This is a genomic window from Pseudorhodoplanes sp., from assembly GCF_035565795.1.
Taxonomy (GTDB): domain Bacteria; phylum Pseudomonadota; class Alphaproteobacteria; order Rhizobiales; family Xanthobacteraceae; genus Pseudorhodoplanes.
This window is the reverse complement of the sequence record NZ_DATMRV010000030.1, coordinates 1-26,258: the sequence shown is the minus strand read 5'-3', so window position 1 is coordinate 26,258 and position 26,258 is coordinate 1. Positions and strand designations below refer to the sequence as shown.

General features: G+C 63.3%; 25 protein-coding genes, 1 tRNA gene and 1 pseudogene. 10 read left to right on the top strand and 17 right to left on the bottom strand.

Features of this window, described 5'->3' with window-relative positions:
• Nucleotides 1-13: 13 nt before the first annotated feature.
• On the bottom strand, nt 14-844 hold the full coding sequence (locus VNZ93_RS02740; protein WP_325699726.1) for a universal stress protein: 831 nt from the start codon (nt 842-844) through the stop codon (nt 14-16).
• 130 nt (nt 845-974) lie between these two features.
• Here VNZ93_RS02740 and VNZ93_RS02735 point away from each other — a divergent pair, with 130 nt between their 5' ends.
• The 3 genes from VNZ93_RS02735 (at nt 975) to VNZ93_RS02725 (ending at nt 5,709) form a co-directional block, all read left to right on the top strand.
• Nucleotides 975-2,468 carry an FAD-linked oxidase C-terminal domain-containing protein gene (locus VNZ93_RS02735; RefSeq protein WP_325699723.1) on the top strand — a complete coding sequence of 498 codons (1,494 nt, stop codon included), beginning with the start codon at nt 975-977 and terminating at the stop codon, nt 2,466-2,468.
• 123 nt (nt 2,469-2,591) lie between these two features.
• Nucleotides 2,592-3,299, top strand: a complete 708-nt coding sequence (locus tag VNZ93_RS02730) for an outer membrane protein (RefSeq protein WP_325699720.1) — start codon at nt 2,592-2,594, stop codon at nt 3,297-3,299.
• A gap of 334 nt (nt 3,300-3,633) precedes the next feature.
• On the top strand, nt 3,634-5,709 hold the full coding sequence (locus tag VNZ93_RS02725) for an elongation factor G (RefSeq protein WP_325699717.1): 2,076 nt from the start codon (nt 3,634-3,636) through the stop codon (nt 5,707-5,709).
• A gap of 88 nt (nt 5,710-5,797) precedes the next feature.
• On the opposite strand, the gene VNZ93_RS02720 is transcribed toward VNZ93_RS02725, so the two are convergent.
• Both VNZ93_RS02720 and VNZ93_RS02715 read right to left on the bottom strand, forming a co-directional pair.
• Complete coding sequence (locus tag VNZ93_RS02720) at nt 5,798-6,892, bottom strand: alkene reductase (protein WP_325699714.1); 1,095 nt, start codon at nt 6,890-6,892, stop codon at nt 5,798-5,800.
• 147 nt (nt 6,893-7,039) lie between these two features.
• Nucleotides 7,040-7,258: a hypothetical protein gene (locus VNZ93_RS02715; protein ID WP_325699711.1), complete on the bottom strand. Its 219-nt coding sequence runs from the start codon at nt 7,256-7,258 to the stop codon at nt 7,040-7,042.
• Nucleotides 7,259-7,394: 136 nt separating this feature from the next.
• Here VNZ93_RS02715 and VNZ93_RS02710 point away from each other — a divergent pair, with 136 nt between their 5' ends.
• Nucleotides 7,395-7,985, top strand: coding sequence for a TetR/AcrR family transcriptional regulator (locus tag VNZ93_RS02710; RefSeq protein ID WP_325699708.1), 591 nt, complete (start codon nt 7,395-7,397; stop codon nt 7,983-7,985).
• A gap of 158 nt (nt 7,986-8,143) precedes the next feature.
• Nucleotides 8,144-9,112, top strand: a complete 969-nt coding sequence (gene msrP / locus VNZ93_RS02705; RefSeq protein ID WP_325699705.1) for a protein-methionine-sulfoxide reductase catalytic subunit MsrP — start codon at nt 8,144-8,146, stop codon at nt 9,110-9,112.
• 11 nt (nt 9,113-9,123) lie between these two features.
• Here msrP and VNZ93_RS02700 read toward each other — a convergent pair whose 3' ends face one another.
• The 3 genes from VNZ93_RS02700 to trxB form a co-directional block, all read right to left on the bottom strand.
• Nucleotides 9,124-9,273, bottom strand: a complete 150-nt coding sequence (locus VNZ93_RS02700) for a hypothetical protein (RefSeq protein ID WP_325699703.1) — start codon at nt 9,271-9,273, stop codon at nt 9,124-9,126.
• Between the two features lie 429 nt (nt 9,274-9,702).
• Nucleotides 9,703-10,599 carry a LysR family transcriptional regulator gene (locus VNZ93_RS02695; protein WP_325699754.1) on the bottom strand — a complete coding sequence of 299 codons (897 nt, stop codon included), beginning with the start codon at nt 10,597-10,599 and terminating at the stop codon, nt 9,703-9,705.
• 48 nt (nt 10,600-10,647) lie between these two features.
• A complete protein-coding gene (trxB, locus tag VNZ93_RS02690; RefSeq protein WP_325699701.1) occupies nt 10,648-11,613 on the bottom strand; it encodes a thioredoxin-disulfide reductase in 966 nt (321 codons plus the stop codon).
• A gap of 226 nt (nt 11,614-11,839) precedes the next feature.
• Between trxB and VNZ93_RS02685 the strand changes: the two genes are divergently transcribed.
• Nucleotides 11,840-12,325 (top strand): Lrp/AsnC family transcriptional regulator, encoded by a 486-nt coding sequence (locus VNZ93_RS02685; RefSeq protein ID WP_325699698.1) that lies wholly within the window; start codon nt 11,840-11,842, stop codon nt 12,323-12,325.
• A 22-nt stretch (nt 12,326-12,347) separates the two neighbouring features.
• On the opposite strand, the gene VNZ93_RS02680 is transcribed toward VNZ93_RS02685, so the two are convergent.
• The 4 genes from VNZ93_RS02680 to carB all read right to left on the bottom strand — a co-directional run bounded on the left by VNZ93_RS02680 (nt 12,348) and on the right by carB (nt 18,974).
• Complete coding sequence (locus tag VNZ93_RS02680) at nt 12,348-14,117, bottom strand: tetratricopeptide repeat protein (protein ID WP_325699695.1); 1,770 nt, start codon at nt 14,115-14,117, stop codon at nt 12,348-12,350.
• A 159-nt stretch (nt 14,118-14,276) separates the two neighbouring features.
• A complete protein-coding gene (locus VNZ93_RS02675) occupies nt 14,277-14,678 on the bottom strand; it encodes a DoxX family protein (protein WP_325699692.1) in 402 nt (133 codons plus the stop codon).
• A 233-nt stretch (nt 14,679-14,911) separates the two neighbouring features.
• Nucleotides 14,912-15,385: a transcription elongation factor GreA gene (greA, locus tag VNZ93_RS02670; protein WP_325699689.1), complete on the bottom strand. Its 474-nt coding sequence runs from the start codon at nt 15,383-15,385 to the stop codon at nt 14,912-14,914.
• A gap of 145 nt (nt 15,386-15,530) precedes the next feature.
• Nucleotides 15,531-18,974 carry a carbamoyl-phosphate synthase large subunit gene (gene carB, locus VNZ93_RS02665; protein WP_325699686.1) on the bottom strand — a complete coding sequence of 1,148 codons (3,444 nt, stop codon included), beginning with the start codon at nt 18,972-18,974 and terminating at the stop codon, nt 15,531-15,533.
• A 312-nt stretch (nt 18,975-19,286) separates the two neighbouring features.
• On the opposite strand from carB, the gene VNZ93_RS02660 reads away from it, so the two are divergent.
• A complete protein-coding gene (locus VNZ93_RS02660; protein WP_325699683.1) occupies nt 19,287-19,637 on the top strand; it encodes an autotransporter outer membrane beta-barrel domain-containing protein in 351 nt (116 codons plus the stop codon).
• Between the two features lie 66 nt (nt 19,638-19,703).
• Nucleotides 19,704-20,876, top strand: a complete 1,173-nt coding sequence (locus tag VNZ93_RS02655; RefSeq protein WP_325699680.1) for a YihY/virulence factor BrkB family protein — start codon at nt 19,704-19,706, stop codon at nt 20,874-20,876.
• 25 nt (nt 20,877-20,901) lie between these two features.
• Here the strand turns inward: VNZ93_RS02655 and VNZ93_RS02650 are convergent, their stop codons facing one another.
• The gene (locus tag VNZ93_RS02650; RefSeq protein WP_325699677.1) at nt 20,902-21,606 is read right to left on the bottom strand and encodes a phosphatase PAP2 family protein; all 705 of its coding nucleotides are present in this window, start codon (nt 21,604-21,606) and stop codon (nt 20,902-20,904) included.
• Nucleotides 21,607-21,830: 224 nt separating this feature from the next.
• Here VNZ93_RS02650 and VNZ93_RS02645 point away from each other — a divergent pair, with 224 nt between their 5' ends.
• The gene (locus VNZ93_RS02645; RefSeq protein WP_325699675.1) at nt 21,831-22,073 is read left to right on the top strand and encodes a hypothetical protein; all 243 of its coding nucleotides are present in this window, start codon (nt 21,831-21,833) and stop codon (nt 22,071-22,073) included.
• Between the two features lie 96 nt (nt 22,074-22,169).
• On the opposite strand, the pseudogene VNZ93_RS02640 reads toward VNZ93_RS02645, so the two are convergent.
• Nucleotides 22,170-22,533: pseudogene (locus VNZ93_RS02640) on the bottom strand (PRC-barrel domain-containing protein).
• Between the two features lie 146 nt (nt 22,534-22,679).
• Here VNZ93_RS02640 and VNZ93_RS02635 point away from each other — a divergent pair.
• Nucleotides 22,680-22,853: a hypothetical protein gene (locus tag VNZ93_RS02635; RefSeq protein WP_325699672.1), complete on the top strand. Its 174-nt coding sequence runs from the start codon at nt 22,680-22,682 to the stop codon at nt 22,851-22,853.
• A gap of 89 nt (nt 22,854-22,942) precedes the next feature.
• On the opposite strand, the gene VNZ93_RS02630 is transcribed toward VNZ93_RS02635, so the two are convergent.
• The 5 genes from VNZ93_RS02630 to carA all read right to left on the bottom strand — a co-directional run.
• Nucleotides 22,943-23,016: transfer RNA gene (locus VNZ93_RS02630), tRNA-Gln, on the bottom strand.
• A gap of 97 nt (nt 23,017-23,113) precedes the next feature.
• Nucleotides 23,114-23,803, bottom strand: coding sequence for a class I SAM-dependent methyltransferase (locus VNZ93_RS02625; RefSeq protein WP_325699669.1), 690 nt, complete (start codon nt 23,801-23,803; stop codon nt 23,114-23,116).
• A gap of 68 nt (nt 23,804-23,871) precedes the next feature.
• Nucleotides 23,872-24,396 (bottom strand): cupin domain-containing protein, encoded by a 525-nt coding sequence (locus VNZ93_RS02620; RefSeq protein ID WP_325699666.1) that lies wholly within the window; start codon nt 24,394-24,396, stop codon nt 23,872-23,874.
• A gap of 225 nt (nt 24,397-24,621) precedes the next feature.
• Complete coding sequence (locus VNZ93_RS02615; RefSeq protein WP_325699663.1) at nt 24,622-25,212, bottom strand: TMEM175 family protein; 591 nt, start codon at nt 25,210-25,212, stop codon at nt 24,622-24,624.
• A 19-nt stretch (nt 25,213-25,231) separates the two neighbouring features.
• The coding region (gene carA, locus VNZ93_RS02610; protein WP_325699660.1) for a glutamine-hydrolyzing carbamoyl-phosphate synthase small subunit at nt 25,232-26,258 on the bottom strand (1,027 nt) is incomplete at its 5' end.

The following is a 26,258-nucleotide window of genomic DNA, read 5'->3' as shown; positions in this document are numbered from 1 at the left end:
CCGTGGTGCGAAATCAGTGCGACATCAGCGTCGGCACGGTCATGGTCTCGAGAATTCCACGCGTCGCTCCCCCCAGCACGAAATCGCGCAGGCGCGAATGGCCGAAGCCGCCCATCACGATCAGGTCTGCATTGACATCCGCAGCATGCGACAGGACGGCGCTGGCGACATCGATATCGGCCGCCGGGATCCGTTGCAGCTCCGTTCTCAGCTTGTAGCGCGCGAGATGCTCGGCGATATCGGCACCGGACACGTCGTTCTCGTCGAACTTGCCGGTCACGACGGTCAGGACCTCGACGTTGTTCGCTTTTGCGATCAGCGGCAGACTGTCGGCCACCGCGCGCGCTGCGGCGCGGCTGCCGTCCCAGCAGATCACGACGCGCTTTATCGAGAAGCCGTCCTTCTGGATGTAGGGAACCACGAGGACCGGGCGCCCGGAATTGAACAGCGCGGCTTCGATCATGTTCTGCGAGGTAATGTCGTCATCCCCGCTCGACTGCTTCAGGACCGCGAGATCGTAGGTGCGCGCGAGACTTGCGAAGGCGTCCGTTGCGCCGGGCAACGAGGCTTCCGGTGTAAGGGTCTGGCACGAGAGCTGGGAGCGTTTCGCCGCGGCCTCGAACTGGGCGGCCGTTGCTGCGGCCTCGGTGCGGGTCTTTTCGAGGAGAGAACGGACGATCTCGGCGCCGCCGAGATCGGTGATTGCGGGCGGCCATGACGGGTCATAGGCAAAGGCGACGCCAGTCAGATGCGCATCGAAGGCTTCCGCGAGCGAAATCGCATAGCGGCAGGCGGGGTCTTCTTTTATCCCCGAGGTCAGATTGACAACGATATCCTTGATCATCAGGCGCTCCGATGTCACAGCGTGAAAGAAATACGAATGCGCGGCCGGTGTGAGGAGGCATTCTGCGCCCTCGCGATAACGGCCGCAATTGGATAACCTTGCGCCGGATTGGCCTATCAGGATTTGATTCATGTCAGTGCTCATGCCCGAGCCGGACCGCGAAGTTTTGCTGCGGCGCGAAGCGATCGTTGCCGCGATGCGCGCCATCGTGCCGGGCGAGGGGGTGATCGCCGGCGAGCGCGAGATGCGGCCGTTCGAGACCGACGGCCTGACGGCGTATCGGCAAGTGCCGCTGGTCGTGGTGCTGCCGTCGACGACGCAGCAGGTTGCCGATGTGCTGCGCTATTGCCACGAGAACAACATCAGGGTGGTACCGCGCGGGGCCGGTACCGGGCTCTCCGGCGGCGCGCTGCCGCTGGAAGACGGTGTGCTGCTCGGCATGGCGAAATTCAACCGGATACGCGAGATCGATTTCGACAATCGCGTGGTGGTAGCGGAGCCGGGCGTTACCAATCTCGGCATTTCAAACGCGGTGGCGCATCGCGGCTTCTATTATGCGCCCGACCCCTCGTCGCAGATCGCGTGCACCATCGGCGGCAACATCGCGGAAAATTCCGGCGGCGTGCATTGCCTGAAATACGGCATGACCACGAACAACGTGCTCGGCGTCGAGATGGTGTTGATGACCGGCGAGATCGTGCGCCTCGGCGGCAAGCACCTCGATGCCGGGGGGCTCGATCTGCTCGGCGTCATCACCGGATCGGAAGGTTTGCTCGGCGTCGTCACTGAAATCACCGTTCGCATCCTGAAGAAGCCGGAAACGGCGCGTGCGCTGCTGGTCGGCTTTCCGACATCGGAAGACGCAGGCGCCTGCGTCGGGAAGATCATCGGGGCCGGGATCATTCCGGGCGGTATGGAGATGATGGATCGCCCCGCTATCCATGCGGTCGAGCAATTTGTCCATGCGGGTTATCCGCTCGATGTCGAGGCGCTGCTGATTGTCGAACTCGATGGCGGCCAGGCCGAGGTCGATCACCTGATCTCGGTGGTCGAAGGCATCGCGCGCAGTTGCAACGCCAGCACATGCCGGGTGTCGCAGAACGAGGAGGAGCGGCTTCTGTTCTGGGCGGGCCGCAAGTCCGCTTTCCCTGCGGTCGGCCGCATCTCGCCGGACTATCTGTGCATGGATGGGACCATCCCGCGCGCCGCCCTGCCGCTCGTGCTCAAGCGCATGCGCGAGATGAGCGAGCATTACGGCTTGCAGGTCGCCAATGTGTTTCACGCCGGCGACGGCAACCTGCACCCGCTGATCCTTTACGACGCGAATGTGCCGGACGAACTCGACAAGGCAGAAGCGTTCGGCGCGGACATTCTCAGGCTGTGCGTTGAGGTCGGCGGTGTCCTGACGGGAGAGCACGGCGTCGGTATCGAGAAGCGCGACCTGATGCCCGCGATGTTTTCCGAGATCGATCTCAATCAGCAGCAGCGGCTGAAATGCGCCTTCGATGCGCAGGGGCTGCTCAATCCCGGCAAGGTCTTCCCGCAACTGCACCGCTGCGCCGAGCTTGGCCGGATGCATGTCAAGGCGGGGAAGGTCGCGTTCCCGGATATTCCCCGGTTTTGAGCAAGGGCCCCGGTTGTATTTTTGCGCGGGGTCGCCACACGATTGCTTTTGCAACCAAACAGGGCGATAGTCCGCTAACTCGAGATTCGACGCCGGTACCGCGGCCGTCGGATTGGGGGCGCGATGAGACTTCCGTCTGTGGTTGTCGTAGTGACGGCCCTGCTCGCCGGGGTGCAGTCGGCATCCGCGCAATTTGCCGGTTGGAACGTAACCGGCACCGTTTCCGGTGTTTTCGGCAAGCTGACGCAGGAAACCGCGTTTGTTCCGCCTCCGCCTCCGTCACCTTGCAATAACTGTGAGGGCGACGGGAGCGCAAGCCTTCGAGGGCTGATGGGCGGACTGGGTCTCGGCTATAACTGGCAGGCGGGAAGCTGGGTCTACGGTCTCGCGACCGATTTCTCTCTCGGCAACGCCGACGGCAGCACAAATGATTGCGGTACGCCCGCACATGAATGCGGCGGGGCATTGCGTTCGCTCGGCACAGTGCGAGGACTGGTCGGCTGGAGCATGGGCACCTGGATGCCCTATGCGACGGGCGGTTACGCCTACGGTGATGTGCGGGCCTATGACGCGTTCTTCGGCGGATCGGGAAGCAAGTATCGCGGCGGATGGACGGTCGGCGGCGGCATCGAGATGATCCTCTCGGGAGCGTGGTCAGCGAAGCTGGACTATCTGTATGTCGATCTCGGCAAGGATCACCTCTACGACCTGCTTCCCGGTGTTCCCGAATATGTGCAGACGACCGCGAATGTCGTGCGGTTCGGTCTCACATACCGTTTCGTGGACAACCAGCCATCGGCTCCGATGGTCACGAAGGCTTACCGCAAGTAACCGGCTGCAGTTAATCGGCTGCATTGTCCGGTATTTTTTGAAATATCTAGCAAGGTTGCACTGCCGCATGCAGCGGCATCTTTATGCGGCGCACACGCGGTTTTGTCAGCGCGATAAGCGCGTTAACGTATCTTCGCACGTTGTTGTTCCAGCGATCTGATGCGCCGCCACGCCCCTTGCCTTTGCCATAAACCGGGCAGAGCATAGGCCTTCCGGCGTCTGACAAGGCCGGAATGACCGGCCCTTCGCGTCAGGCGCCCAACCGGGCGTGATGCCGAAGCATGCAACGCGGTACTCGGACTGCATCGCGCCCCCATGACACAGGGAGGCGCAGATGACGGAAGCGAATGCGAACGGCACCAGAGCCAACGGCAATAGGCCGATGGGCCCCCGGTGCATTGCATTGGTGGGCCCCTTTCAAAGTGGAAAGACCACCCTTCTTGAAGCGATCCTCGCGCGCACCGGCGCGATCCAGCGCCAGGGAAGCGTCGACGCCGGCACGACGATCGGCGACAATTCGAAGGAAGCCCGCCAGCACGCGATGAGCGTGGAATTGTCGGTCGCGACCACGACCTTCATGGACGAGAGCTTCACCTTCATCGACTGCCCCGGCTCGATCGAATTCATCCACGACATGCGCGCCGCGTTGCCGGCCGTCGATGCCGCGGTCGTGGTGTGCGAGGCGGACGAAAAGAAAGTTCCGCAATTGCAGCTCGTGCTGCGTGAACTGGAAGACCAGCAGATCCCGCACTTCCTGTTCCTCAACAAGATCGACAAGGCGGACAAGCGGTTGCGCGAAACGCTGCAGATCCTGCAGCCGGCGTCGCGTGTGCCGCTGCTGCTCAGGCAGATTCCGATCTGGCGAAACGACATCATTACCGGCTTTGTCGATCTCGCGCTGGAACGTGCGCATGTCTACAAGGAGCATATGGCGTCCGAGGTGATCGAGCTTTCGGGCGAAGACCTGGAACGCGAGAAGACCGCGCGCTTCACCATGCTCGAGACGCTGGCCGATCACGATGACGAACTGATGGAGCAGTTGCTCGAGGATATCCCGCCGCCGCGCGACCGGGTGTTCGACGATCTGGCCAAGGAATTGCGTGAGGGCCAGGTCTGTCCCGTGCTGATCGGCGTCGCGACCCGCACCAATGGTGTGCTGCGTCTTCTCAAGGCGCTGCGCCACGAGGCGCCGAATGCAGAGACCACAGCCGGGCGTCTCGGCATGAAGGCCAACGGAAACGATGCGACCGCTTATGTGCTGAAATCGATCAACACCGCGCATGGCGGCAAGATGTCGGTTGCCCGTGTGCTTGCGGGACAGATCGGCGACGGCACGATGCTGAATACGCAGGAGCGCGACGCCGGACGCGTCTCGGGCGTATTCAAGATGATGGGGCAGGCGTTCGAGAAGCGCGGGCCCGCGCAGGCCGGCGAAACGGTCGCCTTTGGCAAGCTCGACAATGCAAAGACCGGCGACACGCTTGGCTCGGGCAGGGAACACCCGCCGCGGCTTGCGGAAGTCGTGCCCTATCCGCCAGTGCTTGCCATCTCCATCGCCGCCCGGGAGCGCAAGGACGACGTCAAACTCGGTCAGGCCTTGAACAAGCTGGTCGAGGAAGATCCCTCGATCTCGATCGTGCACAACCCCGATACGCACGAGGTCATCCTCTGGGGCCAGGGCGAGATGCACCTGCGCGTCATCACTGAACGGTTGACGGATCGATTCGGCATCGCGATCGAGAAGCGGCAGCCGAGCGTCGGCTATCGCGAGACCATCAAGAAGACTGTCCAGCAACGAGGCCGCCACAAGAAGCAGTCCGGAGGACACGGGCAGTTCGGCGATGTCGTGCTGGATGTGAAGCCGTTGCCGCGCGGCAGCGGTTTCCAGTTTGCGGAGACCATCACCGGCGGCGTGGTGCCACGCAACTACATTCCGTCGGTGGAGGAGGGCGTGATCGACGGCCTGAGACACGGGCCGCTCGGTTTCCCGGTGGTCGATATCTCGGTCACGCTGATCGACGGCTCGTACCACAGCGTCGATTCATCGGATCAGGCGTTCCGGACTGCCGGGCGTATCGGCGTGGTCGAGGCGTTGCCGCATTGTCATCCGGTTCTGCTGGAGCCGATCCATTCGGTGGAGATCGTCTGTCCGAACGATGCGACTGCGAAGATCAACGCGATCCTGTCGGGACGGCGCGGACAGATCCTCGGCTTCGACACGCGAGAAGGCTGGCCCGGCTGGGACAGCGTGAAGGCGTTGATGCCGGAATCGGAAATCGGCGACCTGATCGTTGAGGTGCGGTCGGCGACCGCGGGCGTCGGCACCTTCACCTTCAAGTTCGACCATATGGCCGAACTGACAGGCCGCACCGCGGACCAGATCGTCGCAGCAAGACGCGCCGCGGAGTAGGTGGTCTGATGCGAACTCCGATCGCCTCCCCCCGCAAGGGGGGAGGGAAAACACCGCGTGCGCGGTCACATGAGGTTCAAGCTCAACCTTATCCAACCAGTGCCGGATAATCCGTGTAGCCCTTCGCTTCACCGGCATAGAACGTTGCCTGATCCGGCGCGTTCAGTGCCGCCTCCTGACTGAAGCGATAGGGCAGGTCGGGATTGGCGAGGAACGGCACACCATAGGCGACGAGGTCGGCTTCGCCATTGGCGATCGCGGCATTGCCGCTCGCTTTGTCATAGCCGCCATTGACGATGAACGTGCCCTTGAACAGCTTGCGCAGATGCGGCGCGAGATGGTTCGCGCCGCTCGGCGGATCGAAGGTGTGCAGATACACGATGCCGAGTTCGCTGAGACGTTGCGTGAGATAGGAGAATGTTTCGCGCGGATTTGAATCCGACATCGAGTTGAATGGGCCATTCGGCGAGATGCGATAGCCGACGCGATCCTTGCCCCACACATCGATCACCGCCCTGGTGACTTCGAGCGGAAGACGCACGCGGTTCTCGACCGGGCCGCCATAGGCGTCGGTACGGTGGTTGGAGCCGTCGCGCGTGAACTGGTCGAGCAGATATCCGTTCGCGCCATGGATCTCGACGCCGTCGAAGCCTGCGGCCTTCGCATTCTCCGCACCCTTGCGGAATTGCTCGACGACGCCGGGAATCTCCGACAGTTCCAGTGCGCGCGGCGTCACCATCTTCTTCGGCCCCTGCGCGGTGAAGACTTCGCCGTCCGGCGCAATCGCCGACGGGGCGACCGGAAGCGCTCCATCATGGAAATCGGGATGCGAGATGCGTCCGACATGCCAGAGCTGCAGAAAAATCTTGCCGCCGGCGCGCTGCACGGCTCCGGTGATCTTGCGCCAGGCCGCGATCTGCTCCGGTGAATGAATGCCGGGCGTGCGGATATAACCCTGACCCTGCGGGCTGACCTGCGAGGCTTCGGTGATGATGAGGCCGGCGCTGGCGCGCTGACGGTAATAGGTCTCGGCGAGCGGGTTCGGCACGTTGCCCTCGATCGCGCGGCTGCGCGTCATGGGTGCCATCACCATCCGGTTGGACAGGTGGGTTGGACCGAGCTGATACGGCTCGAACAGTGGTTCGGTGACGGCGGCCTTTGCGGCGGCGGAGGTGGCGCTCATGGTCATGGCTCCAGCTGGATGATCGTTCGGGGTGGTCTTGGAGGGCGAGGTTGCGAGGAAGGCGGCGCCGGTCGGCATTCGGAGGGGACATCGCGATGCCGCCCGGCGCGAGACGTGGCGGGAGGAACGCCACGTCAGAGAGCCCGATCAGCAGGCGAGGAGAGGGCAGGACGAGCGCTTGGCCGCAACGTCGTCCAGCGTCGCCGCGATGTCGGACAGTTCGTTCTCGAGCGCCCGGGGATCGACCCCGTCGGCCTTCATGACCATTCGCACCAGCGGATCGCTCAGGATCTCGGGAAAGGTCAGGGCGCGGATCTGCGCGGCTCTTTCGGCTGCGGTATAATTGCCGTAGATGGGGAAATGCATCTGGTGCCTCCGGTCGGGGATTTCAGGGCTGGCCGGCACCACTTGACTATGGTACTGACCGGTAACACCTGCTAGTTACTGACCGGTAACACCCCTGTCAAGGGGGCCGGAACCACAAAAGCTCAGATAGCCTGCCATGACCGCTGCAAAACTTGCGATTTCCGAGAAGCTTCCGCCCCGTGAGCGCATCATCGCAGCGGCGCGGGACCTGTTTTACCGCCACGGGATTCGCGCGGTCGGCGTGGACTCGATCGCCGAGGCGGCCGGAACCAACAAGATGACGCTCTACCGGCACTTCGAATCGAAGGATGCGCTGGTGGCGGAATATCTGCGCGGTCTGGCCGCGGAGAAGCACGCCGCGTGGTCGGCCTTCGAGACCGCCCATCCCGGCGATCCTCGGGCGCAACTCGAGGCCTGGCTGTTAGAGGCCGCGCGTAATGTCAGCGATCCGAAATCGCGCGGCTGTGCACTGGCCAACGCCGCGGTGGAACTGCCGGAGAAGGAGCACCCGGCCCGGTGTGTGATCGAGCAGTGCAAGCAGGAGTCGCGGACGAGGCTCGTGGCGCTGTGCCGCAATGCCGGCGTGGCGCAGCCGGAACTGCTCGCCGATCAGTTGTTCATGCTGTTCGAAGGCGCACTCGTCTGCGCCCAGTCGACGGGACACGCGGGCCCGGCCTGTAATTTCATCGAGGCCGGCCGCGCCATCGTCGCGGCGCATCTGCGGTAGCGCTCCGGAGCGCACCCGTCGCCACCCGTATATTCGGGCTCGCATCGGCGATTGTTACGCGCCGCCACCATCATTTTGCTTTCGCGGATGCGTGATTTGCGGAGCCTTTCGCGCGTGCGTATGTCATCCTCAAAGACAAAATCGTCTGGAGAGACGCGATGAACATTATTCGCCGCAGTGGCTGGGAAGTGCCCGAAAGCCAGGTTACGCCGGAACGATTTTTTCTCAGCCGGCGCGCGTTGATCGCAGGCGGTGTCGGTGCATTGACGATCGGATATGCCGCCGCGCAGCGCCTGTCGGACGTCGAAAAACTTCCCGATCCGACCGCCGACCTCTATCCGGCAAAGGCGAACACGACCTATCCGGTCGATCGCCCTCTCACCGACGAAAAGCTCGTCACCTCGTACAACAATTTCTATGAGTTCGGCGGCGACAAATACATCTCGTCACGCGCGCAGGCGCTGAAGATCAGGCCGTGGACGATCAAGATCGACGGCATGGTCGAGAAGCCGTTCGAAATCGGCGTCGACGACCTGATCCGCAAAATGCCGCTCGAGGAGCGCGTATACCGGCTGCGTTGCGTCGAAGCCTGGAGCATGACGATACCGTGGACCGGCTTCCCGCTCGCCAGGCTGCTCGAACTCGCAAAGCCGTTGTCGTCTGCCAAATACGTGCAGATGGAGACGTTCAAGGATTCGTCGATGGCGCCGGGTCAGCGACAGACATGGTATCCGTGGCCCTATACCGAAGGGCTCACCATCCAGGAGGCGGGCAACGATCTCGCGTTTCTCGTGACCGGCGTCTACGGCAAGCCCGCGCCGCGTCAGAATGGCGCGCCGCTCCGTCTCGCGGTGCCGTGGAAATACGGCTTCAAGTCGGTCAAATCGATCGCGCGCTTCCACTTCACCGATAAGCGTCCGAAGTCGTATTGGGAGCATCTGCAGTCCAGCGAATATGGCTTCTGGGCCAATGTGAATCCGGAGGTCGATCATCCGCGCTGGAGCCAGGCGACCGAAGAGGTGATCGGCGCTCATGGCAAGCGCGTGCCGACGCTCCTCTTCAACGGCTACGGCGAGTGGGTCGCGGACCTCTACAAGGGGCTGGAGAACGAGCGCCTGTACGCCTGATCGCGGCCGCGTCAGAGATCGAGCGCGTATCGCTTCACCGCACTCTCATCCCACGCGATGCCCGAGCCGGGGCGATCGGGAATCCGCGCCTGCGCAGCAAGTGCGTCGGCCATGTCTCTTGGACCGTAGAAATTTTCGCCGATCTGAATCAGCGTCTTCACTTGCCCGGTATACTTATCGCACGCTGCGAAGCGGCTAATTTCGTCGCCAAGGCGTGCAAGAGCGACGACAAGCTGAAGCCGGTTGCGCATAAAAAAACCGGGCCGCGAGGGGAGCGGCCCGGTTGAGTTCATGCCGGCGCGGGAATGCCGGCAATCACCTTCCAGAGGGGAATCACTGTCTGCGAGAGGCTGCGATCTGGGAGGATTCAGAACCGCCCGCATTCAGCATGAGCGAATTATGAGTCCGTCACTGCATACGCACAACGCTCGTGCACGGTGGCCAGCCATGCGCCGCTCGCACGCCGATCTGCCATGCGGATGCCGCAAGTCTGTGCGCGTTGCTTTGCGAAGCTAAAATCGTGAAGCGTTTCAATGCGATATACTTGGCGCAATGCAGCCGCTACGCCGGCGCATTCCGCTGGCTGGACGTCAGAACGTCCAGCGCTGCGCTTTCGAAACCAGGAAATCGCGAAACACCTGCACGCGCGCGACCGACTTCAATTCTTCGGGATAGACGAAATACGCATCGAGCGTAATCGGATCGGCGGTATGTCCGAGAAGCTGAACGAGCCCCTGGTTTTCCTCGACCAGGTAATCCGGGAGCAGCGCGATACCGATGCCCTGCTGGCATGCCCGCAGCAGCGCAAGGATGTTGTTCACGACGAGGATCGGCGCGCGAGGCTGCTTGCCCTCGCGACCGACTTCCAGCGGCCAGTTCCGGTTTTGCAAGAAAGTCGGAATGTTGCCGCCGCCGAGAAGAAGAAGGCGGTGATTGTCGAGATCGTCCGCCTTGGACGGGGTGCCGAAACGCTTGAGATATTCCGGCGACGCATAAAGGTGGAAGTGAACCGAGAACAGCTTGCGCTGGATCAGGTCGGGTTGCGTCGGGATCCGCAAGCGGATCGCCACATCGGCCTCGCGCATCGCGAGGTCGAGCTCTTCGTCGGTGGTGATCAGCGAGATGCGGATATCCGGATAGAGATCTATGAACTCGCCGATCTTCGGCGTCAGCCAATGATTGCCGAGGCCGACGGTTGTCGTCACCTTCAGGTCGCCATTCGGCCGTTCGCGGCTGTCGGTCAGTTTCGCGCGCGCCGATTCCAGTTTCATGAAAACTTCGTGCGCGGTGCGATACAGCAATTCGCCCTGTTCGGTTAGGATCAGGCCGCGCGCGTGACGGTGAAACAGCGACACGTTCAGCGCCTGTTCGAGTGCGCTGACCTGCCGCGAAACCGCCGACTGCGACAGACCGAGCTGCTCGCCCGCGTGCGTGAAGCTGCCGGCTTCCGCCGCCGCGTGGAAGACTTTCAGCTTGTCCCAATCCATGGCGCTCATGGAGAAACGCGATCTCTGTTGCAGCACGACGGCACCGCCTTATTCTGCTGCGGCGCGCAAATCCTCGTGCGCGGCAAGGAATCGTTCGGCCTCGAGTGCGGCCATGCAGCCCATTCCGGCGGCTGTCACCGCCTGACGGTAGATATCGTCGGTCACGTCGCCTGCCGCGAACAGGCCGGGCACCGACGTCGCGGTTGAGTAGGGCGCGGTCGCCACGTAGCCGGACGGCTTCATCTCGACCTTGCCCTGTACGAGTTCGGTCGAGGGCGAATGGCCGATCGCGACGAATACGCCATCGACCTTGCGCTCGGTCACCGCGCCGGTCTTGAGATTGCGCAGGAACGCGCCGGTCACCTTGTGCGGGTTGTCGGTGCCGACGAGGTCATCGACAACACTGTCCCATACGACTTCGATTTTCGGATGCTTGAACAGACGGTCCTGCAGGATGCGTTCGGCGCGCAAGGTGTCGCGGCGATGCACGAGCGTCACCTTGCTTGCGAAATTGGTGAGGAACAGCGCCTCCTCGACGGCCGTGTTGCCGCCGCCGATCACCATCACTTCCTTGCCGCGATAGAAGAAGCCGTCGCAGGTGGCGCAGGCCGACACGCCGTAGCCTTTGAACTTTTCCTCGAACGGCAGACCGAGCCAGCGCGCCTGCGCGCCGGTCGCGAGGATCACGGTGTCGGCGAGATAGACATCGCCGGAGTCACAGGTGAGACGGAACGGGCGGGTCGACGTGTCGAGATCGTTGACGTGGTCGGTCACGATACGGGTGCCGACATGCTCGGCCTGCTTCTGCATCTGCTCCATGAGCCAGGGACCCTGGATCACGTCGGCAAAGCCAGGATAGTTCTCGACGTCGGTGGTGATCGTGAGCTGCCCGCCCGGCTGATAGCCCTGGATCAGGATCGGCGCGAGCATCGCGCGGGCGGCGTAGACGGCCGCCGTATAGCCCGCGGGACCGGAGCCGATGATGACAACCTTCGCGTGGGTAGTCTTGGTCATCTGAAATCCATGGGAAAATCACAGGGGCGCTGCGGCGATTCCAAGACGGGCACCCTCACCGCCGGAGAATTTAGGCATTTGCCGGAGCTATGCAAGTTTCGCAACCCGGCTGCCTGGGATAAGCGCAGGAAATGCTCACCGGGGCCCTCTCGCGCAATTTTATTTCGTGGAGGTCCGTAACGGGCTATGGTCCCCGGGCAATGGCCCCGAAGGAGGCATCGGCAGCATGCTCGCGCGACTGGACGCGATCGACTGGAAGATTCTGGCGGAACTGCAGCAGGACGGCCGGATCACCAATGTCGAACTGGCCCGCAGGGTCGGGATTTCGGCGCCGCCCTGCCTGCGGCGCGTCCGGGCGCTGGAAGAGGCGGGCTATATCCGCGGTTACCGCGCCCTGCTGGACGAGAAGCGGCTCGGCTACGAGGTCACCGTTTTTGCGCTCGTGCATCTGTCGAGTCAGGCGGAGCAGGATCTCGCCGCCTTCGAGGCCTTCGTGCGGGAGCAACCTCTGGTGCGGGAGTGCTGGATGCTGTCGGGCGAAGTCGATTTCATCCTCAAATGCGTGGCGCCGGATCTGAAGACCTTCCAGGCCTTCGTGACGGAACTGACCGGCGGCCCTTATGTCCGCAACGTGAAGACGTCACTGACGCTGCGGGTGTCGAAAGACGCGCCGATCGTTCCGATGGAGCGGACGAAGGTCCCGGCAGAGTGACCGCGTGTCCAGGCCGAATTGCTTACGGCTTGCCTCCAACCAGGAACACCTCGCCGAGCAGCGATGAGTTGGACCACGGCACCTGTTTGTTGCGCGTGGCTGCAACGACCTCGGCGCGCACGCGGGTCAGCATCTGCTGCACTTCGAGGCCGGGCGTGCCGATGTGGCGCGAGAGCGCGGACGAGAATGGCGAGTTGTCGCCGTCACCATCGAGTGCCACCTGTCCCGGCGCGGTCGCAAACGCCAGCAACGTGCCGGCACCGACCGTTCCGCCCTTGCCAAGCCCGGACGGCGCAGCGAGGCCGGACCGCACGGCGACGGACCGGCCGATGCCGGCAACCTGCGTCACAGCCTTGGCGGTGGGATTGTCGCGGCAGGCATCGAGGATGACGATGTTGGTGCGTACCTGATCGTCAAGGCCCGCGAGGATCGTATCGAGATCGGTCATGTCGGATGCGAGGTCCGATCCGTTCTCGACGCGCGCATCGATCGGTAGCAGATAGTTCTTGCCGTCGATCTGGATGCCGTGCCCTGCATAAAACAGCACGGCGATCCGCGCGTTGGTCGCGTTCCGCAGGAAGTCGCCGATTACCCGCGTCATGTCGGCGCGCTTCAGGTCGATGCCTTCCGACACGTCGAACCCCATCGACCTCAGGTTTCTCGCGATAGCCGTCGCATCCTTTGCCGGATTGGCAAGCGCACCCGCGGACGTATAGGCGCCGTTTCCGATCACGAGCGCGACGCGACGCTCGCTGCCGGCCTGCGCGCGCACCGGCGATGCAGGCGCATCCTTGGCTGCATTCAGCACGGCGAGCCGCGCGCGCGCGACCTCGTGATAGCGGTGCGAGCCGGCATCGAAATAGGTCGTGTCGCCGCCGACGCCCGATTTCACGACGGCGCCGGTCGCGATGCTCAGTGCGGCCTGGAAATCGCGTCTGGCGCTATTGATGTCGCCTTTGGATTCGTGCGCGAGACCGCGCGCGGCATAGGCGCTGATGAGATTCGGATCCAGCGCGATCGCCCGGTCATAGGCCGCCATCGCACGCGGCAGATCGTTCTTGAGTCGCCAGATCAGCCCGAGTTCGGCCTGGGCCTGCGGCAGCTTCGGCGCCAGTGCTGCGGCTTTCTCGGCGTCGGCGAGCGCGGCATCGAGCTGTCCGGCCTCGCGCCGCGCACCCGCCCGGTTGTACCAATACGTCGCGTCCTTCGGGTCGAGCGCGACCGCGCGGTCGTGGTCCGCCAGCGCGTTGGCGAGATCGCCGTTGAGTTGCCGGGCATTGCCGCGATTGCTGTAAATGCCCGCGGCCTTCGGATTGATCCTGATCGCCTGGCTGTAATCGGAAACCGCTCCGCCAAAATCCCCGGCCTGCTGCTTGGCGAAGCCGCGCGTGTTCCAGTTGTCCGGATCTTTTGGATTGAGCCGGACGGCTTCGTCCGCGTCGCGAACGGCGCGGTCATAGTCGCGCTTGATCAGCCAGAAGCTTGCGCGCGCCTGAAACGCATTCGCGTCGACCGGCGTCAACCGGATGCGTGCGTCCGCATCACTCAGCGCGCGATCGATGTCGCCCTTGCGGGAAAAATAGGTCGCACGCCATGCATAGGCATTGGCGAGCGGCGCGCCCTTGACCTTGCCGCTTGCGATCAGCCGGTTGCAGGCGGCGATGCCGGCATCGGGGGCGATATTGCCCTTGAAGCAGGTGACCATGTCGTTGGCTGCAACGGGCGCGGCTGGAGCGGTCGCGGCTGCAAGCGCAACCGTCGCACCAAATGCGACTGCAAGGAAACGGTTCATAGGCATCTTCCGACGGCAAAATGACGTGCTCGGGCAATATTGGTCGCGCCTGCCGAGCCGCAGGTTCAGCGATCATAACATTTTTGCCGGGTGGTCGGGATGCCGTAGGGGAGGGGCGCCGGCCGGGCAGGGCCGGCCGGCGCGGAAGATCAGGCGCTCTCAGGCGCGCTTGCGCAACGCGTCGACGCTCCATGAGCCGCCGCCGGCAGCCGAGATGTAGAGGAACACGAAGCAGTACAGCGCGGCCAGTTCACCGGCATTGATGATCGGATAAAACCCGCGCGGCGCATGCGAGATGAAATAGGCGAAGGCCATCAGTCCGGACAGGAGGAAGGCGACAGGGCGCGTGAACAGCCCGATCAACAGCAGCGCGCCGCCGATCAGCTCCATCACGCCCGCGATCCAGCTGAGGCTGAAGGGCTGAAGCTTCGCGAACATCTGCATCTGCGGAATGCCGAGCAGCTTGGCGGTGCCGTGTTGCATGAAGAGCAGGCCCGACATGAAGCGCATAACGCTGAGCAGGCGCGGAGACCAGATGGTGCAGATATTGTTGAGTGACATGAAGAGCCCCTTGCATGGAACGTGCGGCTTACCGCTTTCGTGCGAGCCGCCATGCTGTCATCCAGCATTTGTCCGCCGACGCTATAGCAACCTCGCGGCAAACCGCGATTGGGGAAGCGTGCGGCATTTTTGCTACTCACATTAGAAGGCAGCGCGATCTGATTTCGCACAACGAAAAACGCCGGGCATGAGCCCGGCGTCCTGTAATGAGATCGAGCAATGAAAGGTGGCGGCTAGCGCCACTCGACTTTCAACACTTCATAGGCCTTGGCTCCGCCCGGCGTGACCACTTCGACGCTGGCGCCCTTCTTCTTGCCAAGCAGGGCGCGCGCGAGCGGCGACGAGATCGAGATGCGGCCGGACTTCGCGTCGGCTTCGGGCTCACCCACGATCTGCCAGACCTGCTTCTTCTCGGTGTCCTCGTCGACCAGCGTGACGGTCGCGCCGAATTTCACGGTATCGCCCGAGAGTTTCGATACGTCGATGACTTCGGCGCGCGCGAGCTTGTCTTCCAGCTCCGCGATGCGGCCCTCATTATGCGACTGCGCCTCCTTGGCGGCGTGATATTCCGCATTCTCCGAAAGGTCGCCATGGCCGCGCGCTTCGGTGATTTGCTGAATGATCCGCGGTCGCACCTCCTGCTGGCAATGCTTCAGCTCGTTCTCCAGAGCTGTATAGCCTGCGGCGGTCATCGGAATCTTTTCCATCGTCGTCCAACCTCCAGCCCCGTGGCCGGCCTCGGCCTGGGGCAGACAGAGACAAAAGGACTGATCGCAGGCCGGCGTAAAACGTCCGGCACGCGATCGGAACTCTTGTCAAAAAACAACCGTCACCAACACGCCGGGACCGTTTTCAGTTCCGGCTACCGAAATAGCTTTGCAGCGCGCGGACCTCGAGATCCCCCTCAAGGAAGGCTTTTATTCCTCGCGCCGCCGCGACGGCACCGGAAAGAGTGGTGTAGTACGGCACTTTATGCAAGAGGGCTGCGGTCCGGAGCGACCGCGAATCTGCCAGCGCCTGGGCGCCGTCGGTGGTATTGAAAACCAGCTGGACGTCGCCGTTCTTGATGGCGTCCACGATATGCGGCCGGCCTTCCAGCACCTTGTTGATCTTCGCCGACGGCACGCCCTGCTCGTCGAGGTACCGCTTGGTGCCCGACGTCGCGATGATCTTGAAGCCCATGTCCGAAAGGATCTTCAGGCTCTCGACGATGCGTGGCTTGTCGGAATCGCGCACCGACACGAACACGGTGCCGGAGCGCGGCACGCGCGTGCCGCCGCCCATCTGCGACTTGGCGAACGCAGTCTCGAAGCTTCGCGCGATCCCCATCACTTCGCCGGTCGACTTCATCTCCGGCCCGAGCACGGTATCCACACCCGGGAAGCGGGCAAACGGGAAGACCGCCTCCTTGACGCCGATATGGTCGACCCGCGTCGGCTTCAGGTTGAAGCTCTTGAGGCTCTCGCCGGCCATGATCCGCGACGCGATCTTGGCAACCGGCAGCCCGATCACTTTGGCGACGAAGGGCACCGTGCGCGAGGCGCGCGGATTGACCTCGAGCACATAGATCTCGTGGTCCTTGATGGCGTATTGCACGTTCATCAGGCCGCCGACCTTCAGCGCCAGCGCGAGCGCGCGGGTCTGGCGTTCAAGCTCGGCAATCAGGTCGGCATCGAGCGAGTGGGGCGGCAAGGCGCAGGCGCTGTCGCCCGAATGCACGCCGGCTTCCTCGATATGCTCCATGATGCCGGCGATGAACGTGTCCTTGCCATCGGCCAGGCAATCGACGTCGACCTCGATCGCGTCGGACAGATAACGGTCGAGCAGCAGCGGGCGCTTCGCCGACACCACCAGCTCGGACGGGCGGTCGAGATCGCCGATCAGCCGCGCCAGATAACGGTCAAGCTGATGGGAGTCATGCACGATTTCCATCGCGCGGCCGCCCAGCACATAGGACGGCCGGATCACGATCGGGAAGCCGATCTCGCCTGCGATCTTGCGCGCCTCTTCGGGGGAGGTCGCAATCGCGTTCTCCGGCTGCTTGAGGCCGAGCTGATCGAGCAGCTTCTTGAAGCGATCGCGGTCTTCCGCGAGGTCGATCATGTCCGGCGACGTGCCGAGGATCGGGACATTCGCCTTTTCCAGCGCTTCCGCGAGCTTGAGCGGAGTCTGTCCGCCGAACTGCACGATCACGCCATGCAGCGTGCCATTGCTGCGCTCGATATCGATGATCTCAAGCACGTCTTCGGCGGTCAGCGGCTCGAAATACAGGCGATCCGAGGTGTCATAGTCGGTCGACACCGTTTCCGGATTGCAGTTGACCATGATGGTCTCGTAGCCGGCATCCTTCAGCGCGAAGCAGGCATGACAGCAGCAATAGTCGAACTCGATGCCCTGGCCGATGCGGTTCGGCCCTCCGCCCAGGATCACGACCTTCTTCTTGTCCGAAGGCGCAGCCTCGTTGGCCGGCGCGCCGGCGAACGGCGCCTCGTAGGTCGAATACATGTAGGCGGTCGGCGAGGCGAACTCTGCCGCGCAGGTGTCGATGCGCTTGAATACCGGGCGCACACCGAGGGCGTGGCGCTTTGCGGTGACATCGGACGTCGTCAGCCCGGTCAGTTTCGCGAGCCGTGCGTCGGAAAAGCCCATCGCCTTGAGCCGGCGCATCGCACCGGGCGTCGTCGGCAGGCCCTTGGCCTTGATCGCAGCTTCGGTGTCGATGATGCCACGGATCTGCGAGAGGAACCACGGATCGATCTTGCAACTGGCGTGAATGGTCTCGTCGTCCTGACCAAGGCGCATCGCCTGTGCGACTTTCAGCAGGCGATCCGGCGTCGGCGTGCCGAGCGCAGCGCGAATGGCGTTCTTGTCGTCGCCCTCGTCGACGCCCTCGATCGCGATATCGTCGAGCCCGGTCAGTCCGGTCTCGAGCGACCGCAACGCCTTCTGCAGGCTTTCCTGGAAGGTGCGGCCGATCGCCATCGCTTCGCCGACCGACTTCATCGAGGTGGTCAGCACATTCGACGCGCCGGGAAACTTCTCGAACGCGAAGCGCGGAATCTTGGTGACGACATAGTCGATCGTCGGCTCGAACGAGGCCGGCGTTGCGCCACCGGTAATGTCGTTGGCGATCTCGTCGAGCGTGTATCCGACCGCGAGCTTGGCCGCGACCTTGGCAATCGGGAAGCCGGTCGCCTTTGAGGCCAGCGCCGACGAGCGCGACACGCGCGGGTTCATCTCGATCACGACCAGGCGCCCGTCCGCGGGATTGACCGCGAACTGCACGTTGGAGCCGCCGGTCTCGACGCCGATCTCGCGCAGCACCGCAATCGATGCGTCGCGCATGATCTGGTATTCCTTATCTGTCAGGGTGAGCGCCGGAGCGACCGTGATCGAGTCGCCGGTATGCACGCCCATCGGATCGATGTTCTCGATCGAGCAGATGATGATGCAGTTGTCCGCCTTGTCGCGGACGACTTCCATCTCGTATTCCTTCCAGCCGAGCACCGACTCTTCGATCAGCACTTCGTTGGTCGGGGAGGCGTCGAGCCCGCGTTCGATGATGTCGAGGAATTCCTCGCGCGTATAGGCAATGCCGCCGCCGGTGCCGGCGAGCGTGAAGGACGGCCGGATGATCGCGGGCAGGCCGATCACCGTCAGCGCTTCCAGCGCCTCGATCAGACCGCGCTCGATATATTTCTTCTTGCGTTCGGCTTCGCCGGCGGCCCAGGCGGAGTCGAAGGCGGCGAGGGCCTTTTTCTCTTCGTCCGCCGGAAGCTTCCTGGCTTTGATCGCGGCGACCTCGGCGGTGTATTTGTCGCGATCGGCCTGCTTCATCACCGACGCGTTGGCGAGCGCCGAGCGGGGCGTCTCCAGCCCGATCTTGTGCATCGCCTCGCGGAACAGTTCGCGGTCTTCGGCCTTGTCGATCGCCTCGGCGGTCGCGCCGATCATGTGGACGCCGAACTTGTCGAGCACGCCCATGCGCTTCAGCGACAAGGCGCAGTTCAGCGCGGTCTGTCCGCCCATGGTCGGGAGCAGGGCGTCGGGCCGCTCCATTTCAATGATGCGGGCGACGATTTCCGGGGTGATCGGCTCGATATAAGTGGCGTCGGCCAGCTCCGGATCGGTCATGATCGTCGCCGGGTTCGAGTTCACCAGGATGATCCGGTATCCCTCTTCCTTGAGCGCCTTGCAGGCTTGGGTACCCGAATAGTCGAACTCGCAGGCCTGTCCGATGACGATTGGGCCCGCGCCAATGATCAGGATCGATTTGATATCGGTTCGTTTCGGCATCGGCTCCGCAGGCACCCGGATGTGGAGGGCTTCACGCACATAAAAAAAGGGCGCGCTTTGCGCGCGTCCTTTGGCCCTCGGGCGAGGCATATGGGCCCCGCGCGGACCGGTGTCTAGACCAGATTCCCCAATGCTGCAATGCGCCGCTGTGGCGGCAGGGCATCCCACAGCGCAGAAGTGCCCAGGTTTCCATCAGGTCGCCGGCGCCCGGGCCCCGGACACCGGCGCCCCGATGGAACTCGACCCACCGTGCGGCCGCGCGTGACCCATCGCAGATCTCTGCGCTCCGCGCATGAATCATAAGCGCTTGTGATGATTGCAGGCTACCAAGACATTGATTCGATCCCCCCGGGAATTTTCGCCCGTCGGACGCTCGAACTTCATTGGTTAGCCGGGGTTTCGCGCTCGCCGGCGGCGGCGTTCGGCAAGCTGGCCTGGGCGCACGACTTCGACACCGACCGCACGCTGACGCCGGTGTTCCAGTCGCTCGGCTCGTCCTTCATCGTCAATGGCGCGCGGCCGGACTCCGATCTGGCGCTGGTGACGGTCGGCGTCGAGGCGCGCATGGCCAACGGCTGGTCGGCCACGGCCAGGCTCGGCGGCGAGTTCGGCGGCGACACGCAGACCTATACCGCGCAGGGCAAGCTGCGCTACGCGTGGTAAGCGCCCGGCGGGCCTGAACGAAACCAAGGCAGACGTCTTGCGTTGACGGCATCATCGGGTCACCGGATGCCGTCGCGTATATCGAGCAAAATCAGCGAGCAGAAATCCTCGGGCCTTCCGGTCTGGCTGGCGGGATTGGCGTTCGCGGCCGCGATCGGCCTTGCCGCGCGTTATGAAAAGCCGCGCGGGCGCGTAGCGGCGTCACGGAATTCAACGGAACAGGACTGCGATCGGCCATTCGGTGCCGGAGCCGACGACGAACCGCATGTGGTCCAGCTGGCACGTGCCGAAGAGGCCGGGCGTGGCCGGCGTGCTTCGTCGCCCGTGGACATTCCGCTCGCGGGGTGGCGTGACATTGCCTGGCGCGTTTATGCCGAGATTCAGAATGACCGGCTGCTCGCTGTCGCCGCCGGCGTCGTGTTCTACGGTTTGCTCGCGCTCTTCCCGGCCATCACCGCGCTGGTGTCGTCCTATGCGCTGTTCGCCGATGCCGCGACCATCGGCAAGCATCTCGCCTTCGCCGCGTCGCTGATGCCGGCCGGCGCCTACGGAATCATCGAGGAGCAGATCACCCGCATCGCGCAGGGCAGCAGCGGCGGGCTCAGTGCCGCCTTCATGTTTGGTCTTCTGCTCGCGATCTGGAGCGCGAATGCCGGAATGAAGGCGATGATCGACGCGCTGAACGTCATTTACGGCGAGACAGAGCAACGCAGCTTCATCCGCCTCAACCTGCTCTCGCTGGCGATGACGCTGGGCGGTCTCGTGTTTCTTCTTGTCGCGATCGGGACCGTGATCGCGTTGCCGCTGGTCTTTGCGTGGCTGGGCATCGAGGGCTGGACCGAGTGGGCGATCGCGATGTTGCGCTGGCCCGCAATCATGATCGTGATCGCGCTGGGGCTGGCTGTGCTTTACCGCTTCGGTCCGAGCCGCCGCGCCGCGCAATGGCGATGGCTCAGCGTCGGCGCGATTGTCGCGACTCTGTTGTGGATCGCCGGCTCCGCGCTGTTCTCGTGGTATCTGTCCAACTTCGCCGATTACAACGCGACTTATGGATCGCTCGGCGCCGGCATCGGCCTGATGATGTGGCTGTGGCTGACGTCGATCGCCATTCTGGTCGGCGCCGAGATCAATGCCGAGATCGAGCACCAGACTGCGCGCGATACGACGACCGGCCGCGCGCGCCCGCTCGGCACACGCGGCGCCGCGATGGCCGACACCGTCGGCGCCGCGCAACACTGACCCGCCAGGTGGTCGCTCGCGCGAGCTAGAGGCCCGCAGCTTGCAACTCGGCCCGCGCCGCGGCGAGGTCCTTCTGGAAGCCCGGCGTCGTCCACAACACCGCGGCCATCGCAACCGCCGCCTGCCGGCCCCCTTCAAGATCGGTCGGGAAATGCACGCCCGCGATTACGCGATTGTCGCCGGTCTCCCGCCCGCGCGCGAAAATCACGGCGCTCTTCGCCGGCAGCACGTCCGCCAGCACGATTGCATAGAGATGCCCGAGCCAGGCATTACCGCTCGGATAGGCGCTGCTTTTCGGCTGCTGGCCGGAAGGCTGCACGTCCTTGCTGACGAGGAACGGCCGCGGACGATTCCAGCGGTCCTTGCCGATCCTCAGGAGCACCAGCGTGTCGTCGTAGATCTGCTGGAACAGCGCCGCGGTCTTCGGCAGCTTCTCCTTGTTGAAGGAGGGCCCGAGCACGTCGGCGAAAGAGAACACCGACAGCTGTTCGGTTTCGTTCGCGCGCTTGATTTCTTCCGGCGTCCGCGCGGCTTGCGCATCGAGCACCGCTTTCAGGTCTCGCTTCTGCGTGTCGGAGTGGGGCGCGGGCGGCGGCGCGATGAACAGCGTGACGTCGACCTGAGCCGGCGTGAGGTAGGCGGCTTCGGCCGCCTTGTCCGCGGTGAGCAGGAGCGCTGCGAGCAGCAAGGTCAGATAAGCGGAACGGATGGCAGTCGGATAGCGACGCATGAATTTTCCCCCGGCAAAGCGATCAGCCTTTTGTGAGGCTGCGGGGAACTATCGCGCGCGATTACGCCAAGGGTCAATGAAACAGGATTTCAATGTTCGGACGGACGCGAAACGCTTGCGATTTCCTGGCCGCGAATGATGGATCGTTTCTCTCTCTTGCGTCGCAACACCGATCGAACGTCGCCGGCACGGAACCGCTTGCCGCTGTCATCGATTGACACGCCATGGCAAAAGAACCCGTCCAACCGCCGCAGCCGCCGATCGAAGAACCCGGCAAACCTTATCCGGTTGAGAAGCCCCCCGAGCCTGAGCCGAACGAAGATCGGCCTCTGGTCGATCCGGTGCCTCCGGACACGGATATCCCGCGCATGGATGATGGCTCGCCGCGCGGCAGCATGAAGCACGATTATCCAAGCCAGCCGCAGGGTGCGCCGGATCAGCAGCCCGGCGCCGTGCGCGGCACTTGAGCATAAGACATCAATCACGCGGTACGTAACACAATACGGAAAGAAGCCGGGGGCGGGTGCTCCAGGCTTCTTTGTGGTTTGCGTGAATGCCGCGGGTCAATAAGCCCACTGCGCTCCGTAATAATCTGAAACCTTCCGACCGCGCGCAGGATCGCTCCAGTCCCACTCGTCGTCATTGGCGTATTTCGGTGCGCCCCTAAGCTGCTGCTCGGTGACGTTGACCTGATAGCCGCCCAAATTCGTATTGTATTTCAACGAGGCCCCACGGCAGCGGATAATGCTCATCGCCGATGCCCATGAAGCCACCGAAACTTAACACGGCATAATCGACCTTGCCGGAGCGTTTCCCGATCATCACGCGTTCAATCGATCCGATCTTGTTGCCGTCGGGGCCGTACACGTTGGTTCCTTCGACCTTGTCACTGCCGATCAGATCGTAAGTCTCTCTCGTCTCACTCATGCCGTCCTCCTTGGGGTGATGCTGCATGAAGCGATGAGAGCGACGGTTCGTTCCCGTGCGTCATTTGACACAAGGGAACGTGCGAGGTGTCGCCACGTTAGGTCGAAGTGGAAACAAGCAGACATCATTCCACAGGGAGACCAGACATGAATCAGAACAATCAGCAAAATCAGCAAGGCGGACAGGGCGGCCAACAGCAGGGAGGTCAGCGCGACCGCGATCGTGACAATCAGCAGCAGCAGCAAAATCCAGGCAGGGGTGGTCAGCAGGGTGATCAGCAACCCGATCAGGACAAGCGGCAGAGCGATCAGAGCCGTTAGCGGCGATTCAGATCATTCGATCAGTGCGACATCGCGTCGTGCAAAAAACAACGGCGGGACCCGATGGTCATCGGATCCCGCCTGGAATTTGGAGGCCCGGCCTGGATTCGAACCAGGCTGAAAGTCGTGCAGGACCTTTGCGTTGCCGCTCCGCCACCGGGCCGACGCCAACGATAGCGGCCGTGCGATTGCTTTCAAGGACAGGATTACAAGAGGCCTAACGAACAAGGTGAATGCGCGCGTTACAGTTAACGCGCGGCTCAAGACTTTGATGCGACAAAGGTCATGCGGGTCTGCAGATGCCCGATATTGCGCGGGGCGCGGCTCGCGCGATACCCCGCCGCGTTAAGCTTTGCGGCTATGTCGTGTTCGCTGTAGCGCGTGAGCCCTGCGTCTTTCCGCAATTTTGCGTAGTCTGAAAACACCGTGCGAAACAGTCCGCCCAGTGCGGCAAAGAAAAAGCCTTCGCGCCAACCGAATTGCACAAGCGCCAGCGCGTCTTTCCATGCGGGCGTATCGGGCTGCACGACGTCGCCGATCACGAGCTTACCGGTGGGCTGCAGCAGCCGGCGAAATTCCGCCAGCAGGCGATCCAGTTCGGCCGGCGACAGATATTGCGAGACCGAATGCATGATGATCACTTCGAACGAGCCATCCGGCAGCGCAGCCACGTCTTCGGGTGAGAGCACCGCGATGTAGCGTTCATGCTGAACGCGCGCCTTGAGGCGCTCTCGCAATTTCGGTGCCGCCTCACACAGCGTCAGGCTTTCGGCCTTGCGCACCAGCCGTTCTGCATAGGCGGCCTCGCCGCAGCCATAGTCGAGAACGCGATCGGTGTGCGCGATGTATTGCGCCATGCCATCGCCGGTGACGATGGCGTGCACTTCCTTGTGCCGCGCATTCACGTAGATCGCGTGATCGGAATCGAAGAAGGTGACCCAGCTGCTCATGCGCGCGTTATAGCGCGACGCTACGGTCTGCGGCTACCGCCATCATCCGCGGTGATCAATTGGGTGCGTCAGGGCCAGAGCTGCATCAACGGGCCGTTCCGGCCGAAGAAGGGATCGCTATCCGGCCGCTTGACGCCCGGGATTTTCACCAATGCGCGCTCATGCTCGGGGCGCAAGCCGACGCAGAGATCGTAGGTCCCCTCGCTCGGGTACGCGCCGACCACGATGAGATCGTCGGAGGCTTCGAGACATTGGTGTCCGGTGCCGGCCGGAAGCACCACCGCATCGCCGGCTTCGACATCGAAGGTCTCGCCATGCTCGCCGCCGAACCGGATGGCGGCGCGTCCGCGTGCGACGACAAGCGCCTCATGAATGCGCGGATGGTAATGCGGGAAGGGATAGATGCCGTCGTGCCAGCAGCGTCCCCAGCCATTCGAGCGCATGATGGTTTCGACGCGCGCTGCCGGATCGCGCCACTCGGAGAGTTCGAAGGCGCGCGGATAGAACACGAACGGCAACGATGGGTTGTTCGGGATCGTGCCGTCGTCCGGGAACATGAAGGGGTAAGCGGGTGTCTTGCGTGCTGCAGTCATTGCCTGCGGCAAACGCGCGATGTCACGCACCCGTTCCGTCGGTGCGAATCCTGCGCAAGAAAAATACGGCGAGCACGGCCGTGAAGCTCGTCGATGTGCTGGAAGGCGCCTACGCATGCCGGCCTGCGGCGCAATCATACCAAAGGTATCGGCGTGCTCGGCAGCTTTGTCGGTACGCCGCGGACACTGAACACCCGGCGATTGCAGCACGTGTAATGCAGTCCGTCAGCGATGACGATGCAGGACCGGCCGCATGAAATTCAGCAGATAGGCGAGCATCGCCCAGGTCGGAGCGAAGAAGCTGATCGCGACCGAGATGAGCGCGCTCGCGATCAGGAGCCACAGCGCCCACGTGCCCTCGCGCAGGCCGTCGGTGTGCCACCCTTCACGATCCGCAATCATGTTGAGGCGGATCGAGACCAGCGCGGCGAGCGCCATGTTCGCGGCATAGATCCAGACCGACGGCGCCAGTTCGGCGTAGCGCCCGATCAGCATGGTCGAGAACGGCAGGCAGGTGATCAGGAACAGGTGCAGCAGCGTCCAGCGCGCAAACTGGCCGGTGACCGTTTCCTGCCCTGCGGCGAGCCGGCTGCTGCTGAACCAGCGCAGGCCGACCACGAAGAAGGTGATGAGGTAAACCAGAAATTTCGACCGGAGCTCGCCGACCGCATGCAGCAATTCGGCGCCGCTTTTGGGATCGAAGGCTTCCGGCAGGCGGATGTCGATGACCAGCAGCGTCATCGCAACGCCGAACATCGCGTCCGACAGCGCGTCGAGCCTTGTTTTGGAGATGGAGTCGTGTCGATGCAGTGGCAACGGCGACTCCGGCATTCGATCAGGCGGCCGCCTTGCGCTTGTGTTCGCGCATCAGTTCGACGAAGCGCTTGAACAGGTAATGCGAGTCGCGCGGGCCGGGCGAGGCTTCCGGGTGATACTGCACGGAGAAGACCGGCTTGTCCTTCAGTGCGATTCCGCAATTGCTGCCGTCGAACAGCGAGACATGGGTCTGCTCGACATTGCCGGGCAGCGACTCCTTGTCGACTGCGAAGCCGTGGTTCATCGAGGTGATCTCGACCTTGCCGGTGGTGAGATCCTTCACCGGATGATTGGCGCCGTGATGGCCCTGATGCATCTTCACGGTGCGGCCGCCGAGCGCGATGCCGAGCATCTGGTGGCCGAGGCAGATCCCGAAGGTCGGCACGCTCTTGTCGATCATCTCGCGGATCACCGGCACGGCGTATTTGCCGGTCTCGGCCGGATCGCCCGGGCCGTTCGACAGGAAGACGCCATCCGGCTTCAGCGCCATGATGTCTTCGGCCGAGGTTGTTGCAGGGACGACAGTGATTCTGCAGCCCTGCGAGGCGAGGAGGCGCAGGATGTTGCGCTTCACGCCGTAATCGATCGCGACCACGTGGAATTCGGGATTCTCGACGCGCGAGTAGCCCGTACCCCATTTCCATTCGCCCTCGTCCCACGTGAAACGCTGGGCGCTTGTCACCATCGGGACGAGATCCATGCCGACGAGGCCCGGCCACTCGCGCGCTTCCTTCTTCAGCGCGTCGAGGTCGAACTTGCCGGACGGCTCGTGCGCGATCACGGCATTCGGCATGCCCTTTTCGCGGATCAGCGCGGTCAGCGCGCGGGTGTCGATGCCGGACAGTCCGACGATGCCGCGGGCGCGCAGCCACTGATCGAGATGTCGGGTGGCGCGGTAATTCGACGGGTCGGTGATGGCCGCCTGCAGGATGACGCCACGGGCACCCGGCGTCGCCGCCATGTTCACCGTCTCGATATCCTCGTCGTTGGTGCCGACATTGCCGATATGCGGGAAGGTGAAGGTGATGATCTGACCGGCATAGGAG

Excerpts from the sequence above, each read along its gene's own strand:
- VNZ93_RS02740 (WP_325699726.1), bottom strand. The coding sequence starts at position 844 with ATGATCAAGGATATCGTTGTCAATCTGACCTCGGGGATAAAAGAAGAC.
- VNZ93_RS02735 (WP_325699723.1), top strand. The coding sequence starts at position 975 with ATGTCAGTGCTCATGCCCGAGCCGGACCGCGAAGTTTTGCTGCGGCGC.
- VNZ93_RS02730 (WP_325699720.1), top strand. The coding sequence starts at position 2,592 with ATGAGACTTCCGTCTGTGGTTGTCGTAGTGACGGCCCTGCTCGCCGGG.
- VNZ93_RS02725 (WP_325699717.1), top strand. The coding sequence starts at position 3,634 with ATGACGGAAGCGAATGCGAACGGCACCAGAGCCAACGGCAATAGGCCG.
- VNZ93_RS02720 (WP_325699714.1), bottom strand. The coding sequence starts at position 6,892 with ATGAGCGCCACCTCCGCCGCCGCAAAGGCCGCCGTCACCGAACCACTG.
- VNZ93_RS02715 (WP_325699711.1), bottom strand. The coding sequence starts at position 7,258 with ATGCATTTCCCCATCTACGGCAATTATACCGCAGCCGAAAGAGCCGCG.
- VNZ93_RS02710 (WP_325699708.1), top strand. The coding sequence starts at position 7,395 with ATGACCGCTGCAAAACTTGCGATTTCCGAGAAGCTTCCGCCCCGTGAG.
- msrP (WP_325699705.1), top strand. The coding sequence starts at position 8,144 with ATGAACATTATTCGCCGCAGTGGCTGGGAAGTGCCCGAAAGCCAGGTT.
- VNZ93_RS02695 (WP_325699754.1), bottom strand. The coding sequence starts at position 10,599 with ATGGATTGGGACAAGCTGAAAGTCTTCCACGCGGCGGCGGAAGCCGGC.
- trxB (WP_325699701.1), bottom strand. The coding sequence starts at position 11,613 with ATGACCAAGACTACCCACGCGAAGGTTGTCATCATCGGCTCCGGTCCC.
- VNZ93_RS02685 (WP_325699698.1), top strand. The coding sequence starts at position 11,840 with ATGCTCGCGCGACTGGACGCGATCGACTGGAAGATTCTGGCGGAACTG.
- VNZ93_RS02680 (WP_325699695.1), bottom strand. The coding sequence starts at position 14,117 with ATGAACCGTTTCCTTGCAGTCGCATTTGGTGCGACGGTTGCGCTTGCA.
- VNZ93_RS02675 (WP_325699692.1), bottom strand. The coding sequence starts at position 14,678 with ATGTCACTCAACAATATCTGCACCATCTGGTCTCCGCGCCTGCTCAGC.
- greA (WP_325699689.1), bottom strand. The coding sequence starts at position 15,385 with ATGGAAAAGATTCCGATGACCGCCGCAGGCTATACAGCTCTGGAGAAC.
- carB (WP_325699686.1), bottom strand. The coding sequence starts at position 18,974 with ATGCCGAAACGAACCGATATCAAATCGATCCTGATCATTGGCGCGGGC.
- VNZ93_RS02660 (WP_325699683.1), top strand. The coding sequence starts at position 19,287 with ATGATTGCAGGCTACCAAGACATTGATTCGATCCCCCCGGGAATTTTC.
- VNZ93_RS02655 (WP_325699680.1), top strand. The coding sequence starts at position 19,704 with ATGCCGTCGCGTATATCGAGCAAAATCAGCGAGCAGAAATCCTCGGGC.
- VNZ93_RS02650 (WP_325699677.1), bottom strand. The coding sequence starts at position 21,606 with ATGCGTCGCTATCCGACTGCCATCCGTTCCGCTTATCTGACCTTGCTG.
- VNZ93_RS02645 (WP_325699675.1), top strand. The coding sequence starts at position 21,831 with ATGGCAAAAGAACCCGTCCAACCGCCGCAGCCGCCGATCGAAGAACCC.
- VNZ93_RS02635 (WP_325699672.1), top strand. The coding sequence starts at position 22,680 with ATGAATCAGAACAATCAGCAAAATCAGCAAGGCGGACAGGGCGGCCAA.
- VNZ93_RS02625 (WP_325699669.1), bottom strand. The coding sequence starts at position 23,803 with ATGAGCAGCTGGGTCACCTTCTTCGATTCCGATCACGCGATCTACGTG.
- VNZ93_RS02620 (WP_325699666.1), bottom strand. The coding sequence starts at position 24,396 with ATGACTGCAGCACGCAAGACACCCGCTTACCCCTTCATGTTCCCGGAC.